The sequence below is a fragment of the Pedobacter sp. 05T44 genome (assembly GCF_056395985.1).
This window is the reverse complement of the sequence record NZ_JBFTKO010000001.1, coordinates 534,368-552,685: the sequence shown is the minus strand read 5'-3', so window position 1 is coordinate 552,685 and position 18,318 is coordinate 534,368. Positions and strand designations below refer to the sequence as shown.

The window sequence follows — 18,318 nt, the reverse complement described above, 5'->3', positions numbered from 1 at the left end:
TTAGAAATTAAAGTTTAAATTGAAACCATATGTCCGTTGTGCCGGATGTTGTAAAGCAGTATCTCCCGTGCTCAACGTATAGGTGTCCATGTCGCCATAAGTCTTATCCTTGGTCCAGTATAGTAAGTTTCTGCCTACAAGTGATAATGATGCTTTTTTGATAAAGCGTTGTTTTAAGAACTTGGCTGGCAAGCTATAGGTTAATGTTAGCTCCCTTAGTTTAACAAAAGTTTTTTCGATAACATTATTTTCCCAGGCACCTTTGTAGCTACCTGCCCAGTTTTGATAATCTACTTTATAAGTACTGGCTTCAAATTTTCTGGTATCGGTCAAAACTTTTCCTTCCGGATCATAAGTAATTTCTCCGCTTACTATTTTTACACCCGGTATTTGCATGGTTTTAGGGTCGCCACCGTTTGCATACGCAATATTCGAAAGCTCCCTTTCAGGATGTATAGCATCAGGGTGTGAGCCCGATCTCCATAAATCTCTTTCATAACTATCGTAAGTTATCCCGCCAAACCTGCCGTCAACTAAAAAGTTAAGGGAAAAATCCTTATAAGTAAATGTGTTGCCCATACTCAATGTAAAGTTGGCTTGTGTGTTTCCTACCAAACGCACTACATCTGTTCTTCTTGGTAAGCCATTAGGCTGAATAACCAACTGACCGTCCGGAGATCTTTCCCATTCATTATACCAGTAATCATCTAATCGTGCACCTACCTTAGTTCTTCCTTCCTGAGTTTGAGGGGAACCATCAGGTAGGGGCGGTAAAGAGGTCAGATAATTTTTCCCCATGTCAAAGTTTACAAGCGTCGACCAGGTGAAATTGTCTGTTCTAACAGGTATAGCATTTATAGAAACCTCGGTTCCTCTTCTTTGAGTAGTTCTTCCGTTTAATTGAATTCCGGTATATCCAGAAGTTTCAGAAAAGCGCTGTGTAAAGATCTGTGGGCCATAATTGTTCTCATAATAAGAGAATTCAAAACCAAATCTGTTATTGAAAAAGCGCGCTTCAGCTCCATACTCGTAGCTTTTGTTAAATTCGGGCGAAATATCAGGATTATCCAATATGCTTGGATATGTTGCCGTTGGCAGATTACGATACCGGCTTCCTGTGGTGTAGGCATTGGTTGCATTATAGAATTGATAAGTACCGTTACTGATGTCATAATCGCCGCCCACTTTAGCATATGAAGCCCTGAGCTTTAAGAAACTGATAGCTTTAGGAAAAGTGAAAACATCAGTCAGCACGGTGCTAAGTGAAAGCGATGGATAAAAGAACGTGCTATTTTTCTTAGGTAGTGTAGAGGAATTGTCAACCCTGCCGGTAAAACCAAAGAAAACCCAATTTTTATAGGCTAAATCAACTGAGCCATAACCGCTGTAAACACCTTTTTTATACTTTGAACTGGTTGGTGTAACCTGATCAACAGAATTGCTTAATTTATAGATTCCAGGCACTACTAATTGCGTAGTAGAAGCACTATAGAAGTCTGCATTGTGAAAGCGTTGATTTGCACCTAAGGTAGCTTCTACACTAAAATCTTTGTTAAGGAAGTTATCTGAGTAGCTAAGTAAAAGGTCAGTGTTAGATTCCGCTATCTTGTCGTGGCTATAACGATAACKACCGCCTCGGTCACCAATATCATAGTTGTAAATACTTACTGCTATCTTTTCCTCATCAGTTAATGAATACGTATTTAATGTGGTTCTAATAAATGCGTTAAGCTTACTGTTTATGTTGAAATTTAGTTTTAAATTTCCAAGTATGTCATTCTTTTCATAAGGTTTTTGCCATGCATAAGCTAAAGCGTAAGGATTATTGTATCTCCAATTCTCCACAAAGTATTGCTGAACCTCTTCTTTTCCTGGCACCCAGTAGTTTTTAAAGTCTCTTACATCAAAATGAGCTCCGCCCCAAATAGCCAGGTTGTAGATGATTGATGTGGGTCCGTATACAGCGCGTAAGCGATTATTTGAGTTTTGGTAGTCATATTGTAATGAACCTTCAAGACTAATTAATTTAGATATTTTAAATTCACCACGTAAACGGGTAATGTTAATATTTAATTTAGATCCTGGTTGAGAAGCTTTTGAATACTTGTACGTGTTAGAGATTACAAAGTTACCATGCTCACCCTGATTTTGTACCGAGAAGTTATTTGATGTTACTATTCCTGTTTCCATGAAATTACCCAGATTATCAGTTGATCTGGCAACCCAAGGTGTAGGAATTCTTTTACCTGTTTTAGGATCAATTGGTGAATCATATTGAGCAATTAATCTGCCGTCGAACTTTGGCCCCCAGATGGAATAATCGAAATCATTTGTGCCGCCACCGCCTGCTGCTCCTGTACCAAATGAGTATTGGCCGGCATTTCCCGGTCCGTACTGACTTTGTGCTTTGGGGATACGGATGAAATCGCCCTGAAAGGTTGTAGAAGAGTTGATAGAAACTGTTGTGCCATTATCTATTGATTTTCCGGATTTTAAGGTGATCTGAATTGCACCATTGATTCCGCGGGAACCATAAAGTGCCGAAGCTGCCGCAGATTTTAACACAGTAACGTTTTCTATATCGTCCGAACTTATGTTCCACATATCGGTATCGTTAGGAACCCCATCAACCACCAATAGTGGTTTACGCCCCCTTAAATAAATACCCGGATCAGAGAAAAAGTCGCCACCATTGTTGGTGATGGTTAAGCCAGCTACCTTTCCCGTAAGCGACTCCAGCACATTCGGTGCAATCGCTTTCTGTAACGATTCACCTTTAACTTCCTGTACGGCATAACCAACACGTTTTTTCTCTTTTTTAATACCCAGTGCAGTTACTACTACTTCGTCTAAAGCGCTCTGGTCAGGATCAAGCTTTACATTTAGTGAGTTTTGTGAACCAATATTAACTTCTTTTGGTGCGTAACCAATAAAGCTAATTACAAGAATGGTGTTTGAGGGCGCAGAAATGCTAAACTTACCCTCGGTGTTTGTGGTCGTTCCACTTTTATTGCCTTTAATCTTTACAGAAGCTCCCGCCAGTGGCAGGTTGTTCTCATCAACTACAGAACCTGTAATTGTACTTTGGGCATAAGTAATGCCGAAAGTTAATAGCCACATCACTACCGTGAGCAGACTTGTCTTTTTTAATAAGTAACAAATTTTCATATTTTAAAAGTTTAGTTTGGCTATACTATTGTTTAGTATTTATACAAATGTAAACACTTTATGTAAACAATATGTTAAGAAATGCTAAACTTTTAAATATATAATTTTAGGCAAAAAATTATATAATAGTTACTGTATATGTCATTTTTTGTATTTAAACGACATATTTTAAGATAAATAGTTCACAATAGCTTAAATCCGACGATTTACTATTTAGTATTTGTAAACTATTTTTAAGAAAGGAAGTATTAATTAGTCGTTTGTGATGAAGTAGTAAACAACTAACATGAGTACGTCAGAGTCGCCAATATTAGATAGGTTGTGGCCTAACCTTCCATCGAAGAAAATAGAATCTCCTTCTTCCAGAATATAGTTCTTATCTTCTATCAGGTATTCAATTTTTCCTTTTATCAGGTATTTGTATTCAAACGCATCGGTGGTTACCATTTTATTGCGACGTGCACCTTTTTTAAGTTCCAGTAATACAAAGTCTACAGGACCTCCATGGATGTTGCGGGCAAGTATGCGCTGGTAATTAAATCCTTTGGCTGCTTCTTTTTTTAGTGGTTTATATTCGCTGGCGCGGATTACAAAAACCTTTTCCTGATGATTGGCAGGGGAGATGTCTTTAAAGAAACCAGTCAGATCAAGATTTAGGGAGTGTACAATGTTCATTAGAACAGGTAGCGATGGGATGGTACGGTTATTTTCAATCTGGGAGATCAAGCCCTTGCTTACTCCGGCTCTATTAGCGAGCTCTTGTATGGTAATGTTCTTTTCTTTTCGTATTTCTTTTATTCTGTAGCTGATCTTTAGGATAATATCGTCTTCCATGGTTTTCGCGTTTTATCCAAAAGTAAATAAAATTTGGAATTCGGAGGGGTGTAACTTACCATCAATTATTGTGAGTTGCTATTGAATATATAATAATAACTATATGCATACAATATAAGAACATAATTAAGTTACTATTACTGCCCTTGCTATACCGTTGGGATACCCTGGTGGTAATTCAAGGGTATATCAACGGTATAGCAAGGGTATTTCAATCCTTTATTTATTATGTATTCATTACGTTTTTTACCGTATTTATATTTGTGTTATATATGCCGGGACGCAACTATGTTATATTCCTGAAAAGCTATCTGCTACAGCTTTTCCTCTCCAGCTTTGAGGGGCTTTTAATCCAAGTATCCAGGCAATGGTTGCGCCAGTGTCATATGTGATAATTACATCCTTAATCTCGTGGTTCTTTTTAACTCCTGCGCCATTTATTACCCATGGAATTTGTACTTCGTCTAAAGATTTTCCGCCATGTCCTTTACCCGTTCCGCCATGATCAGCAGATAGTATAATGATGGTTTCGTTCTCTATGCCTGCGTCTTTAACTGCCTGTACAATCTTTCCAATTCTTATGTCAACTTTTTGAAGTTGCTCGTAATAGGCAGGGGTCCTGTGTCCAATGCCGTGGCCTGTTCCGTCTGGCTCATCAAGGTGGATAAAAGTGAAATAAGGTTTGTCTCTTTTGATAATGGTGGCGGCAGTATCCGCACAAAAATCGTCGTTATCATTGCCTGGTACTACAATGCTGATCGCATCTTTCTCTACTAGTGGTCCAATGCCCGGCCAGCTGTAAATTACTGCAGTTTTAGCGTTGGGTTTCTGATCTCTGATTACGCTAAAAATAGATGGGAACAGACCATATTTAGTGGTAGTAGCCGAAGGAATTTCTGGAGTTTTACTGCCCCATTCTGTAAAGCCATGCTCAGTTGGTCCGGCACCCATAAGCATAGACGCCCAGTTCACAGCGCTTGAAGAAGGTAATACGGATCTGGCTTTTAACGACCATGATCCTGTTTCCATTAACTTTCTTAGGTTGGGCATTTTAGCATCAGGTACTGCATAGGCTCCAAATCCGTCGCATCCAATTAGAACAACATGTTTTACTTTTTTTACCTGCGCATTAAGCTGCATAGTAAAGCACAATAAGCAGGAGGCAATAATTAATCTTTTCATTTGTTTGTTATTTGTGGTTTAAAATTTTACTAAAACAATCTGTCGTCTTAAAGCTGCCGTCGTTCTCTTCGTTATCTCGAACGCATTTGTGCCTAGGCACCAGGATTATGGGCGCGTACAGCACGGCTGTTTTTTTCTTTCAGGAGTTAAATATATGTATATTTTTGTTTAGTAAAACTAAACAAATAAAAATATTACAAATATTCAATAATAAGATAAGGTTGATTTAAGCCGACTAAAGAGACTTTCTTCTGAATACCCAGTATTTCTGTAAAACGTAGTTAAAGCCCAGAGATACAATGATGTCAACCATGATTCTGGTTATTTTGTAGTCTATCTTTAGCCAGGTAGTGAGCAAATAGGTACCCGATGATTTTAATAAAATACTGCCGCCAACTACAAATATAAATTTAATGAGTTGTTGTCCAACCGGGGCCTTATTTGCATTTGCAGTGGTAAAAGTCCAGTAGCGGTTTACAGAGAAGTTAACTACTGCGCCAACGATTCCGCCGATGGCAATAGAAATGGTGTAATGAATGTTTAGTAATTCAGTGCATAATATCATTACCAGATAGTCAACTATTCCGCCGGTAAAGGCAGAAAGCTGGGCTTTGGCAAAAACAAATACGGCATTTTTTTTACTCATTAAACACTGTCTTTTTTGGCTAAACGAGCTTCTCGCTCTGCATTGTCACGAATATCGCCAAGTTTTAGCAGTTTTCTGGTATCTAAAAAGTTAATGATAAACAAGGTGATGCAGATCGCTGCCGCAAAATATTCTATTAAGTGTCCGAAAAGAACCTCAGCGATAAGTATCAGGGCCAGAATAATTCTGATTTCGGTAGGGCCTACAATGCCCGAGTCGATGCTGTAGATGTCAGTTATCTTATAGCGTAACTGAGAAATGATCATTGCCCATCCGTATAAAACCACAAAAACGAATGCGATAAGTTCGTATTCGTTTCTGGCATATACCATATAGCCCAATCCAATAAGTACCGTGCTTACCCAATCCATTATGATATCTAAAGAAAAGCCGTACCATTTTCTTGGAATGTTTCTGTAGTAAGCTATTCTTCCGTCAAGTGAGTCGCCGAACCAGTTAATTGCTAAGCCTAATATACCAAGCAATAGAAAGCTGCGGTTGTCGTATGTAGCTAAAATAAAACCTGCAAGAACCAGAAGCGATCCAAAAGTACCTGTAAAGGTTAGCATATCTGAGCTGATGGACGAAGGAACTCGTTTTACGAGGTAAGAAATGGTGTTTTGTTCGGCACTTCTTAGGATGTTAGTTCTTTTTCTGTCTTGAAATATCCTTTTCAGATCTTGTGTTTCTTCCATTCAGGGGTTGCAAATATGCTTTTTATAACGAGGTACAAAAGTAGGTATTTTAACTTATTTCAGGCGATTTTTTCAATTCTATTACAGTTATCTCTGGCCATATACCAATCCTGCCAGAAAATCCAAGAAAACCAAAGCCTCTGTTGATGTTTAAATATCGACCATTCCTGCTTGTTATGCCTGCCCAATGTGCGTAGCGATACTTTACAGGGCTCCATTTGATCCCAAATGCTTCTATGCCAAATTGCATGCCATGTGTGTGTCCGCTTAAGGTAAGGTGAACTTTTGAGGGGTGTTTTACTACTTCTGCGTCCCAGTGTGATGGATCATGTGAAAGTAATATTTTAAAGTCATTGAGACTGGTGCCTGCTAAAGCTTTGTTTAAGTCTCCTCTTTCGCCAAAACCTATTCCCCAGTTTTCTACTCCGGCCAACACTATTTTTTGCCCGTCTTTGTGTAAGGTTACCTCTTCGTCGAGTAATAATTTGTAGCCCAGCTCTTCATGGTATTCTTTTAGTCGTTGTAGATTTGCGTTCTTTTCTGATTCACTTCTCCATGGTACATAGTCGCCGTAATCATGGTTTCCTAAAACAGAAAACTGTCCGTATGGTGCCTTTACCTGTTTGAAATGATCAATCCAGGGTGTAATCTCCTCTGCTTTGTTGTTTACCAGGTCGCCGGTAAATACAAAGAGGTCAGAATTTTGCGCTTTGATCAGGTCGATGCCTTTTTGTACTGCTGTTGGATTTTTAAAGCTTCCGGCATGTACATCAGAGATTTGTGTGATGGTAAAGCCATCAAAATTTGACGGCAGATCATCAAAAAATAAGGTATGCTTAATTACCCTGTAGGCATATTTTCCTTTAATCATGCCGTAGATAAATATTAGGATTACGAGTAGGACGACCAGGAGGGCAAATTCAACCCAATATACATTTCTGGCGCCTTGCGTTATCAATCTGTATGTATCGCCCAGCAGCAGGAATGCCGAAAATATCACCTCTGTAACAAACAGGATCAGAAAAACATGAGTGGTTATTTTAAAGAGCAGGTCCATTCCATTGTCGCGCATTCTTATTATGGAATAAATTAGGGTGGCGGTGGTGAGCACGATAAAACCCCAGAAAAGTGGGGTGGTAAGTGAATTTGAACTTATTGTTCTGATGCCCGAAAGCACGTACCAGTTCAAAACAAAAAGTAGTATTGCTATTATAGCAAGTGGTAAAACACTGATTCTTCTCTTCATGTAGTTTTATAAACGAATTAAAATTACAGCTTGGATGGCAAAGTGTTTGGTATGTTACTCAATATGACATTACTGTGTATTGTTGGGGGTGTAATAGTATAATACACGTCATCTCGACATAATGCACGTCATCTCGAATGAGGCCAGTTCTTGAATGACCTCGGTTCTCGAATGAGGTCGGTTCTTGAATGACGTCAGTTTTAAAGAATGTCCGCTTTAAAGGATGATAACGCAAATTAAATCTTAATTGCTCTGTCCGAAATATAGGGTACATTGGGGTATCCGTTATAATCGGGGTCGTTTTGTGTGGCTTCTTGCCCCATATATTCCGATTTACGGCCTTTGATTTCTGCAGTGCCATTGGTGTAAATTGTTAAAAATGCCCACAGGGGTTCTTTAGTGTGTGCAAAATCGTAACCTGTAACCGGATGGGTAAACTGATAGGAAATGCTATTGATCTGTACATAATTAATGCCGTTGTAAACATTATGATAGTCTTCATGATGGTGGCCACTAAAAACGAACTGAATTTTATTAAACCCTGCTTTCTTGTTTATTCTTTCAAATATTAAACGGATCAAGGCTCCTTCTTTTAAGCCATCCTGATCATTATCTATACCCTGATGACAAAATACAATTGTAGGTAAATTCGTTGCTTCCAAATCTTGTTTCATCCATTTTATCTGTGCTGGATTCATAGATCTTGGATATCCTTTGGAAGTATCTCCTTCTGGTCTTTCATTGCCGTTTAGCACCACAAAATGATAGCCATTGGTGTCAAACGAGTAATATTTTCCTTTGGCATTCCAGAAATCAACAACCTGGTCATGTGTAAAACCACCATCTGTATCATGATTTCCTATTACATGATATTTTGGTCCGGTAAATTGATTCCAGATTCCCATTAAGTTTTTGTTCTTTTCCTTAGGGATGCAAAAGTCTCCCATTTGAATAATGAAGTCGGGTTTACGCTGGTTCATTTCGTTGATGAACGACTGCAGTCTTTTTTCGCCGTCCTTTATCAGGTCCTGATGAAGGTCTGTGCAAATACCAATACGCATTAAAGGTTTTTTGCCGGATAAGGCTGCGGAGGCTTCTGTTTTTGCGTATAGATTTTGTATTCCTGAAAGGCTGCCGGTGCCAATCAATGTGCTGATTAAAAAGTTGCGTCTTTTCATACCTGTAAGTCGAAGTTTGGAGCCGTTTTTTTAGAATACAATTGTAAAATAAAAATTGCAATAAATGAAGTATATTTTTAATATTTGTAAACATTTGAAGATAGAAGTAGGTTTGTTGTTGTTCGTGTATATAGTTAATATAGTGTCTTTTGACTTGTTTTAACTTAAAAATATCTAATTGTTAAATTATTGTTATTAAATCTTAAAGTTTATATATACTAAAAATTATGAAAACAAAATTACTTGTGTTTGCCTTGGTTTTTATGGCGGCAGCTGTCTCTTCCTTTGCCCAAAAAGGTAAGACAAAAAACGTAATCCTTATTTCTATTGACGGGTATCGCTGGCAGGAAATTTTCAAGGGTGCAGATTCTTCATTATTGTTCCAAAAAAAATATCGCAGGCAGGATTCAACAGAGTTGGTTAAAAAGTATTGGGCGCCAACTGCAAATGAGCGCCGACAAAAACTGATGCCTTTTTTTTGGAATACTATTGCGAAACATGGGCAGCTATATGGTAACCGCGACCTAAAGAATTATGTGAATGTTAAAAACAAATATTGGTTCTCTTATCCTGGTAGGAGTGAAACAGTTTGTGGTTACTATGATCCGGCCATTAATTCGAATAGCTATCCGGATAATCCGAACGAAAACGTACTTGAGTTTATCAATAAACAAAAAGGCTATCAAAATAAGGTGGTAACTTTTGCAGGTTGGGCTGCAGTAGGAAACATAGTGAACCGTAATAGGAATAAAATGCCTTTGTATAACCCTTACGAGGATGTAAAAGGTGCAAACTTAACCGAGGCTCAAAAGCTGGCCAATGAATTACAGTACTTTTTACCCAATACGTTCGGTACTTCAGAGCGTTTCGATTTAACAACTTATGCGCTGGCTAAAACCTATATAGCAGCGAATCACCCACGACTGGTTTACATAGATTTCATAGATACTGATGAGTTCGGGCACGCCGGGCAATATGATTCTTTTCTTGATGCCGCTAATTATCTGGATAAAATGATTGCAAGTCTTTGGGCAAGCCTTCAGGCCGATCCTTTCTATAAGGATAATACAACTATTATGATTTGCCCGGATCATGGTCGTGGTATAGATAAAGGCTGGGTTAGTCATGGATCAGAGACGGCTCACTCTAACGAAACATGGTTCGCTGTTCTAGGCCCTGATACACCGCCCAAAGGAGAAATGAAAACTGAAGGGCAGATTTATCAGGAACAGTTTGCGCAAACCTTAGCTCATTTTCTTGGCTTTAAGTTTACTGCCAACCACCCGGTAGGAGAGAGAGTTGAGTCTGTTTCCTTTCTTAAATAATGCTTAATACAGCGTTATTTTTTAGCGGGCTCTTTGGTAGCTACTTTTTTAACTTTAGCAGTGGCAGCGGCTTCTTTAACTGGAGCCTCTGCTTTCTTAGTTACAGTGCTTGCTTCAATTAGATCAGAGCTGCTTACTTTAAGTTTTTTAGATAGTTTTTTTGCTAATTTAGCTGCTGCTTTATTGATTTCTTTTTTGGCATCTTTCGGGTTGTAGTCCAATCCTGTAACTACTGCTTCAATTCCTGTGGCTATTTGAGTGTTTAATGATTTACGAAGTTCCTTGATTGCAGATTTGATAGCTGATCCCTTTTTTTTATCTTTCATGACATATTTTTTTAAGAATTACAAAACAACATAAAGATAGTGTAAATTTCATATTATCATTATGTTAACATTTGTTCGCTGCTTAACACGAAGTAAAGCTCGGTGTATTTGTTTAAAGCATCGTAACCTTTTATTAAGCACGAACTTAGCTAATCTTGAATGGTTTTAAATTGCAAAATAACTGATTGATAATTAGTGCATTAATTCTTTTTTTACAATTCTATGTACTACCAAACCTATATACTTTATATATTTGCTTTATGAAAACAGTGAATTGTAGCGTTAAGTACATGATCATGCAATGCATGAAAGGGTAAGACTACGGACTGTTTGGAACAAAACTTTTAAAAGCTTCTTCAGTCTCCCCGACAAAGAAGCTTTTTTTAAATTAGACCTAACAAAAGATGCAGAGCTTTAGAACAGAGTTAGAAAATCCTATTGTCGAAAAAGATATAATCGATCTTGAAAAGAAGATCAGGGAATTCCGCGAGGGTAAAATCCATGATGAGAAATTTAGAAGCTTGCGTTTGGCGCGTGGTGTTTATGGCCAAAGACAGCCCGGCGTTCAAATGGTACGTATTAAACTGCCATTTGGTAAAGTAACTTTCAATCAGCTTTTACGTATTGCAGATGTATCTGATGAATATGCAAGCGGGAACTTACACCTGACAACCCGCCAGGATATTCAAATTCACTATGTAAGCTTAGACAGGACTCCCCAGCTTTGGGAAGAACTTCAACGTGACGATGTAACCATTCGCGAAGCTTGTGGAAACACTGTTCGTAATGTAACCTCTTCTCCGGATTCAGGTATAAATCCAAACGAACCATTTGATGTATCGCCGTATGCGCATGCATTTTTTAAATATTTTTTACGTAACCCTATTTGCCAGGAGATGGGCAGAAAGATTAAATTTTCTTTCTCTTCTGATGAAACAGATACGGCATTTAGTTATATCCACGACCTTGGTTTTATTCCGAAAATTAACGAGCAGGGCGAGCGTGGTTTTAAAGTTGTTTTAGGTGGTGGTTTAGGGGCTCAGCCATTTTTAGCTGAACCTGTTCACGATTTTCTGCACGAAGACCAGATCATTCCTTATGCTGAAGCAATGCTAAGGGTGTTTGATCGTTACGGGGAAAGAACCAATAGAAATAAAGCGCGTTTAAAATACCTGGTTCAGAAACTTGGCTTAGAAGAAGTTGTTAGGCTTATTGAAGAAGAGCGTGTTGCCAATAAATCAAAATCTTTTAAAATAGACCGTGATGCTGTACCTGATCCTCAGGTGCCTGAATTATTGGATTATCCTGCTTTGGATGATGTGGTAAATTCACTGGACTATAAACACTGGCGCGCTACTAACGCTTTTGTTCAAAAACAAGAGGGTTTTTATGGTGTGTACATCAAAGTAACTAAAGGTGATATCCCAACCGATCTCGCCCGTAAACTGGTTGATGCAATTAGTCCTTTTGCGGCTGACGAGATTCGTGTTACCCAGAATCAGGGCTTATTATTGAAATATGTTAGAGAAGGTGCTTTACCTTCATTATATGTTGAACTTAAAGCTTTAGGTTTTGCTAAACCTGGGTTTGATAGTGTTGGCGACGTAACTACCTGCCCGGGTACAGATACTTGTAACCTTGGTATATCAAACAGCATGTCGCTTTCGGTTGCTTTGGAAGACGTGATCTACGAGGAATATCCGGAATTGATTTACGACAAAGACCTTAAAATAAAGATCAGTGGATGTATGAACTCTTGCGGACAGCATGGTTTGGCTCACATTGGTTTTCATGGTAGCTCTGTAAAGGCTAATGGTAAAGTTGTACCTGCAGTACAGGTAATGCTTGGCGGTGGTACAGTTGGTAACGGAGAAGGCAGGGTAGCTGAGCGTGTAATTAAAGCGCCATCTAAACGTGCTACCGATGTTTTAAGAACATTATTAAATGACTTTGGCGCTAAAGCCGAAAAAGAAGAAGGCTTTAACAAGTATTATGACAGAAACGGTAAAGACTATTTTTACCAATTGTTGAAACCACTTGCTGATCTTACTAATCTTAAAGACGAAGAGTATGTAGATTGGGGCCATGAAGAAACTTTTGAAACTGCTATTGGTGTTGGTGAATGTGCGGGTGTGGTAATAGATCTTGTGGCTACTTTGTTATTAGAATCTGAAGAGAAATTAGGTTGGGCTAAAGCTTCGTACGAGGCTGGGGCATGGTCTGATGCCATTTATCATACTTACGCAGTATTTGTTGGTTCAGCCAAAGCTTTATTGCTTGATAAAGGTGTGAACAGCAGCACTCAGATTGGTGTGATCAGAGAGTTCGATAAAAACTACGTTGAAACCGGAGAAGTTGTACTTGAAGGTTCATTTAATGACCTGGTACTTCAAATTAACAAAAACGAGCCTACAGAAGCGTTTGCAACTGCTTACTTAGCTGATGTTGAGCGTTTTTATAACTCAATTAAAGGAACAAGAGGGGAGTAACCTAATGATCACTCACAAAAATATATATAACAGAGAGCCAAGGATCACGCTTGTGGGCGCGGGTCCCGGTGATCCTGAACTGATCACAATGAAAGGTGCCAATGCACTTAAAACTGCTGATGTAGTTTTGTATGATGCATTGGTTAATGAAGGAGTTTTGGATTATGCCAACCCTGATGCCATTAAGGTATATGTTGGTAAAAGATCTGGTGAACATTCGTATGGTCAGGATGCAATAAACAAACTGATGATCGATTACGCCCTTAATTACGGCCACGTGGTTCGTTTAAAAGGTGGTGATCCGTTTGTGTTTGGCAGGGGATATGAGGAATTGGACTTTGCTGTGGGTTATAGTGTGCCTGTAACGGTTGTTCCCGGTTTATCCAGCTCTATATCTGTACCTGGTTTGCAGCAAATCCCGGTTACACACCGCGGACTTAGCGAAAGCTTCTGGGTGGTAACAGGTACTACCTCTTCCGGAAAAATATCTAATGACCTTTATGAGGCTGCACGATCAAAAGCTACCGTAGTGGTGTTGATGGGATTGGGTAAGCTTAAAGAGATTGTGAAACTGTTTCAGAACGAGGGTAAGAATTTATTGCCTGTTGCTGCTATTCAAAGCGGATCAACAGAGAATGAGAAACTAGCCGTGGGTACTGTAGATACGATTGTGGAACTGGTTGAAGAAAAAGGTATTGAGGCACCGGCATTGTTGATATTTGGTCAGGTGGTTTCTTTACATCCTTCTTTTCAGCCAATCAAGAATTTTTACCAGGCTTTAAAAGAAGAATTGTAGTTTTTATGGAAGGCAATCAGTTATTTCCTGTCTTCATAAAATTGAATACCATACATACCATACTTGTTGGCGCTGGCCCGGTTGGTTTGGAAAAGTTAACAGCAATATTAGGTAATAGCCCTGATGCCAGGGTTACCGTTATAGGGCTTGAGATTTTACCGGAACTGCAGGAACTGGCTGACAAGCATGAGGGTGTAACAGTACTTCAAAAAGAGTTTGTTGCTGCCGATCTGGATGGTGCAGATTTGGTTGTGGCAGCTACAAATAATGAATTGCTGAATCAGGAAATCAGAATACAGGCCGACCAGCGCAATTTGCTGGTTAACTTTGCTGATAAACCTGACCTGTGTAACTTTTACCTGGGGTCTATTGTTAAAAAGGGTGATCTTAAAATAGCAATATCTACCAACGGTAAATCGCCAACCATTGCAAAACGGTTGAAAGAAGTGTTAAATGATAGTTTGCCTGACGAGTTGAATGATACTTTGCAGCAAATGGAGGCACTTAGAAATACACTTAATGGTGATTTTGCTTCGAAGGTTAAAAGACTGAATGAAGTAACCTCATTATTGGTTACTGAAAAATTGGCTTCAACTGAAGATGAAGAATCTTCTTTAGTTAAAGATAAGGAAGAGAAAAGCAAAAGAGGTAAGATGAAGTGGCTGATATGGCTGGCAATCGTATTTTCTTTTGTAATTGTTGTTACTGCATTTTKGCATAAAGAACCGGAATTTCAGGCTTACATTGAAAATCTGAACCCGATGTTTTACTGGTTCTTGCTGGGCGGTTTTATTTTTGCAATGATTGATGGTGCGATTGGAATGTCGTACGGTGTTACTACCACCTCATTCTCTTTGGCAATGGGTGTTCCACCGGCTTCGGCCAGTATGGGTGTTCATCTTTCTGAGATTTTGAGTAACGGTATAGCTGGCTGGATGCACTATCGCTTTGGTAATGTAAACTGGAAATTGTTCAGGTTATTGCTTATCCCCGGAATTGTGGGTGCGGTAACAGGAGCATACCTGTTATCATCATTAGAGCATTATAGTAATTATACCAAGCCGGTTGTTTCTTTATATACTTTAATACTGGGATTTGTAATCCTTTCTAAAGCGTATAAAGCAAACGCCAAAACAACAGGCCCAAAGAAAAAGATAAAGAAAGTTTCATTGCTGGGTTTGTTTGGTGGTTTTATTGATGCTGTTGGTGGCGGAGGCTGGGGTTCTATTGTTTTGTCGAGCTTAATAGCCGGCGGAAGAAATGCCCGGTTTTCATTAGGAACAGTAAAGATAACGCGCTTTTTTATTGCGTTGATGAGCTCGCTGACCTTTATAACCATGTTAAATGGGGCACATTGGGAGGCGGTAGGAGGTTTGGTTATCGGTAGTGCACTTGCATCGCCAATTGCGGCAAGGGTATCCAACAAGATCTCTGCTAAAACTATTATGGTTTCGGTAGGTATTCTTGTCATTCTGGTAAGCTTAAGAAGCATCATCAACTTTATCCTCAAATTAGTTTAGTCATGAAGGAAAAATTAGAAGAAATAGCAGAAAAAATAAAAGGACTTGATCMGGTTGATGCACTTAAATTCTTTGCAAGTGAGTATCCCGGTAAGATTGTTTTTTCTACCAGCTTTGGCTGGGAAGATCAGGTGATTACACACATGATCTTTGCAAATGATATTCCTATTGAGGTTTTTACATTGGAAACCGGAAGGTTGTTTCCAGAAACGTATTACGTGTGGAACCGTACTTTAGAAATTTATAAGAAACCAATATTGGCTTATTTCCCACAGGCAGAGGCTGTACAGGAAATGGTGAATAAAAAGGGCCCGAGCAGCTTTTATGAATCGGTAGAGAACAGAAAAGAATGCTGCGGAATTCGTAAACTAGAACCTTTAAGACGTGCTTTAAACGGTAATCAGCTATGGATTACCGGTATCAGATCTGAGCAATCTGTAAACAGGCACGATATGACCAACCTGGAGTGGGATGAGCAAAATCAGTTGATCAAGTTTCACCCGATCTTTTTCTGGTCGCTTGATGAGGTGAAGGAATACATTAAAACGAATAATATTGTTTACAACACATTACACGATAAGGGTTTCCCTAGTATAGGATGTRCTCCTTGTACAAGAGCAGTAAGGGAAGGCGAGGATTTTAGAGCCGGCCGTTGGTGGTGGGAAGATCAATCAAAAAAAGAATGTGGTTTACACGCCACTTCGTAATTGCAACAAAGAAAATGAGTAAGTATAATTTAGATTATTTAGACGAATTAGAGGCCGAGGCAATTCACATTTTACGTGAAGTTGCGGGGCAATTTGAAAAACCTGCCTTGTTGTTTTCGGGAGGTAAGGATTCAATTACATTGGTGCGTTTAGCTGAAAAGGCTTTCAGACCAGGTAAATTTCCTTTCCCTTTGGTGCATATTGACACCGGACACAACTTTGAGGAAACCATTACCTATAGGGACAAAATGATTGAACGCATTGGCGAAAAGCTGATTGTTGGTTCGGTTCAGGATTCTATTGACCAGGGTAAAGTGGTAGAGCAAAAAGGTAAAAACGCCAGCAGAAATTCTCTGCAAACGGTTACACTTTTAGATACTATTGCTGCACACGGTTTTGATGCTTGTATTGGTGGGGCCCGCAGAGATGAGGAAAAAGCCCGCGCTAAAGAACGTATCTTCTCGGTAAGGGATGAGTTCGGGCAATGGGATCCGAAACGTCAGCGTCCGGAGCTGTGGAACATTTATAATGGAAAGATCCACAAAGGTGAGAACGTTCGTGTTTTCCCTATCAGTAACTGGACTGAGCTTGACGTTTGGAATTACATTCGTCGGGAGAACATTGAATTACCTTCTATTTATTTTGCTCATGAAAGAGATGTAATTACCCGTAATGGTCAGCTAATGGCTGCTTCTCCGTTTCTGAATATGGATGAAGAGGACATTGTTGAGCACAAGAAAGTGCGTTTCCGTACGGTTGGCGATATGAGCTGCACTGCCGCGGTTGAGTCTGACGCAGATCAACTGGAAGATATCATTGCTGAAATCAGCGCATCAAAGATTAGTGAACGCGGGGCCCGCATGGACGATAAGGTATCGGAAGCTGCAATGGAAGACCGCAAAAAAGGAGGATACTTTTAATGAATTTACTTAAATTTTTTACAGCCGGTAGTGTTGATGATGGTAAAAGCACACTTATTGGACGGTTGTTATATGATACAGATTCCATTTTGGCTGATCAGTTAGAGGCTTTACAGCAGTCTAACCGTAAAAACGATGATGGATCAATTGACCTTGCTATTTTAACCGACGGCCTAAGAGCTGAAAGAGAGCAGGGAATTACCATTGATGTGGCTTATAAATATTTTCAGACTGAGAAACGTAAGTTTATCATAGCTGATACCCCTGGCCATATTCAGTATACCCGTAACATGATTACCGGTGCATCTACCGCCAAACTTGCCATCATTTTAATTGATGCACGTAATGGTGTGATTGAGCAAACCATCAGACACTCTTACCTGGTTTCTTTATTGGGTATTGAGCATGTTGTGGTATGCCTAAACAAAATGGACATGGTTGATTTTAGCGAAGAGGTATTTAACACGATTACTGACAGGTACAAAACACTTGCTGCTGACTTAAGCCTAAAGGATGTTACTTTTATTCCTATTAGTGCTTTAAAAGGCGATAATGTAGTCAATGAATCAGAACATATGCCTTGGTATAAAGGGCAAAGCCTGCTTCATTTCCTGGAGAATGTTGATGTAGAGACCGGACCTGATTATAACCTTGCCCGTATGCCTGTGCAGTGGGTGGTTAGACCTCAGACTGATGAGCTTCATGATTACAGAGGTTATGCGGGCCGTGTGCTTAGTGGATCATTTAATGTAAATGATAAAGTAACAGTATTGCCTTCGGGTACCAGTTCAGTAATTGAACGTATAGAGATATTTGATCAAACTCCTTCTGAAGTGCACGCAGGTCAGTCGGTAACACTTCACCTGAAAGATAATATAGATATTAGTCGTGGTGATGTATTGGTAAACGCTGATCACTTACCTCAAAACTCTCAGCTGATCGAAGCGGATGTATGCTGGATGGATAAACGTCCTCTTGATGAGAGCATTACTTATTTATTGCAGCACAATAGTCAAGTTACTAAGTGTAAAATTCGGGAGATCATACACAAAGTTGATATCAATACGCTTGAAAAACAGGAAGCTTATGACTTTAAATTAAACGACATAGGCCGTATTGTAATCAAAACTGCTGATGCCCTTGCCTTTGACTTTTACACGGATAACAAAGCCAATGGCGCAGCCATTTTAATTGACAGCAGAACTAATTTAACTGTTGCTGCTTTGATGTTCAGAGCAATTGCAGATTAGTTTTCTTAATTGCTTTTGAAAAAATCAATATACTAC

The 18,318-nt window shown here is 39.2% G+C and carries 15 protein-coding genes; 7 read left to right on the top strand and 8 right to left on the bottom strand.

The window, feature by feature from the left end; all coding sequences use genetic code 11:
• From AC1DDK_RS02245 to AC1DDK_RS02215, 7 genes are all read right to left on the bottom strand, one after another.
• Entirely contained in the window at nt 1-3,168 is a 3,168-nt protein-coding gene (locus tag AC1DDK_RS02245; protein WP_477633796.1) for a SusC/RagA family TonB-linked outer membrane protein, read from the bottom strand.
• A 252-nt stretch (nt 3,169-3,420) separates the two neighbouring features.
• Nucleotides 3,421-4,002 (bottom strand): helix-turn-helix domain-containing protein, encoded by a 582-nt coding sequence (locus AC1DDK_RS02240; RefSeq protein ID WP_172660646.1) that lies wholly within the window; start codon nt 4,000-4,002, stop codon nt 3,421-3,423.
• A 291-nt stretch (nt 4,003-4,293) separates the two neighbouring features.
• Complete coding sequence (locus tag AC1DDK_RS02235) at nt 4,294-5,184, bottom strand: alkaline phosphatase family protein (protein WP_172660645.1); 891 nt, start codon at nt 5,182-5,184, stop codon at nt 4,294-4,296.
• 235 nt (nt 5,185-5,419) lie between these two features.
• Nucleotides 5,420-5,830, bottom strand: a complete 411-nt coding sequence (locus AC1DDK_RS02230) for a GtrA family protein (RefSeq protein ID WP_172660644.1) — start codon at nt 5,828-5,830, stop codon at nt 5,420-5,422.
• Nucleotides 5,830-6,525, bottom strand: coding sequence for a CDP-alcohol phosphatidyltransferase family protein (locus tag AC1DDK_RS02225; protein WP_172660643.1), 696 nt, complete (start codon nt 6,523-6,525; stop codon nt 5,830-5,832). The genes AC1DDK_RS02230 and AC1DDK_RS02225 overlap by 1 nt, the downstream gene beginning before the upstream one ends.
• Before the next feature lie 49 nt (nt 6,526-6,574).
• Nucleotides 6,575-7,771 (bottom strand): metallophosphoesterase, encoded by a 1,197-nt coding sequence (locus AC1DDK_RS02220; protein WP_172660642.1) that lies wholly within the window; start codon nt 7,769-7,771, stop codon nt 6,575-6,577.
• A gap of 236 nt (nt 7,772-8,007) precedes the next feature.
• On the bottom strand, nt 8,008-8,949 hold the full coding sequence (locus AC1DDK_RS02215) for a metallophosphoesterase family protein (RefSeq protein ID WP_337715353.1): 942 nt from the start codon (nt 8,947-8,949) through the stop codon (nt 8,008-8,010).
• A gap of 227 nt (nt 8,950-9,176) precedes the next feature.
• Here AC1DDK_RS02215 and AC1DDK_RS02210 point away from each other — a divergent pair, with 227 nt between their 5' ends.
• Nucleotides 9,177-10,274: an alkaline phosphatase family protein gene (locus AC1DDK_RS02210; protein WP_172660640.1), complete on the top strand. Its 1,098-nt coding sequence runs from the start codon at nt 9,177-9,179 to the stop codon at nt 10,272-10,274.
• A 14-nt stretch (nt 10,275-10,288) separates the two neighbouring features.
• Here AC1DDK_RS02210 and AC1DDK_RS02205 read toward each other — a convergent pair whose 3' ends face one another.
• On the bottom strand, nt 10,289-10,600 hold the full coding sequence (locus AC1DDK_RS02205; RefSeq protein ID WP_172660639.1) for a hypothetical protein: 312 nt from the start codon (nt 10,598-10,600) through the stop codon (nt 10,289-10,291).
• 404 nt (nt 10,601-11,004) lie between these two features.
• Between AC1DDK_RS02205 and AC1DDK_RS02200 the strand changes: the two genes are divergently transcribed.
• The 6 genes from AC1DDK_RS02200 to AC1DDK_RS02175 are packed head-to-tail and all read left to right on the top strand — an operon-like array spanning nt 11,005 to nt 18,282.
• The gene (locus AC1DDK_RS02200; protein WP_172660638.1) at nt 11,005-13,089 is read left to right on the top strand and encodes a HEPN domain-containing protein; all 2,085 of its coding nucleotides are present in this window, start codon (nt 11,005-11,007) and stop codon (nt 13,087-13,089) included.
• A gap of 4 nt (nt 13,090-13,093) precedes the next feature.
• The gene (gene cobA / locus AC1DDK_RS02195; protein WP_048904363.1) at nt 13,094-13,885 is read left to right on the top strand and encodes a uroporphyrinogen-III C-methyltransferase; all 792 of its coding nucleotides are present in this window, start codon (nt 13,094-13,096) and stop codon (nt 13,883-13,885) included.
• A 5-nt stretch (nt 13,886-13,890) separates the two neighbouring features.
• On the top strand, nt 13,891-15,405 hold the full coding sequence (locus AC1DDK_RS02190; RefSeq protein ID WP_477633795.1) for a TSUP family transporter: 1,515 nt from the start codon (nt 13,891-13,893) through the stop codon (nt 15,403-15,405).
• Between the two features lie 2 nt (nt 15,406-15,407).
• Entirely contained in the window at nt 15,408-16,112 is a 705-nt protein-coding gene (locus AC1DDK_RS02185; RefSeq protein ID WP_477633794.1) for a phosphoadenylyl-sulfate reductase, read from the top strand.
• Between the two features lie 14 nt (nt 16,113-16,126).
• Nucleotides 16,127-17,032 carry a sulfate adenylyltransferase subunit CysD gene (cysD, locus tag AC1DDK_RS02180; RefSeq protein WP_048904366.1) on the top strand — a complete coding sequence of 302 codons (906 nt, stop codon included), beginning with the start codon at nt 16,127-16,129 and terminating at the stop codon, nt 17,030-17,032.
• Nucleotides 17,032-18,282, top strand: coding sequence for a sulfate adenylyltransferase subunit 1 (locus AC1DDK_RS02175; RefSeq protein ID WP_337715351.1), 1,251 nt, complete (start codon nt 17,032-17,034; stop codon nt 18,280-18,282). The genes cysD and AC1DDK_RS02175 overlap by 1 nt, the downstream gene beginning before the upstream one ends.
• The last annotated feature ends 36 nt before the right edge of the window (nt 18,283-18,318 follow it).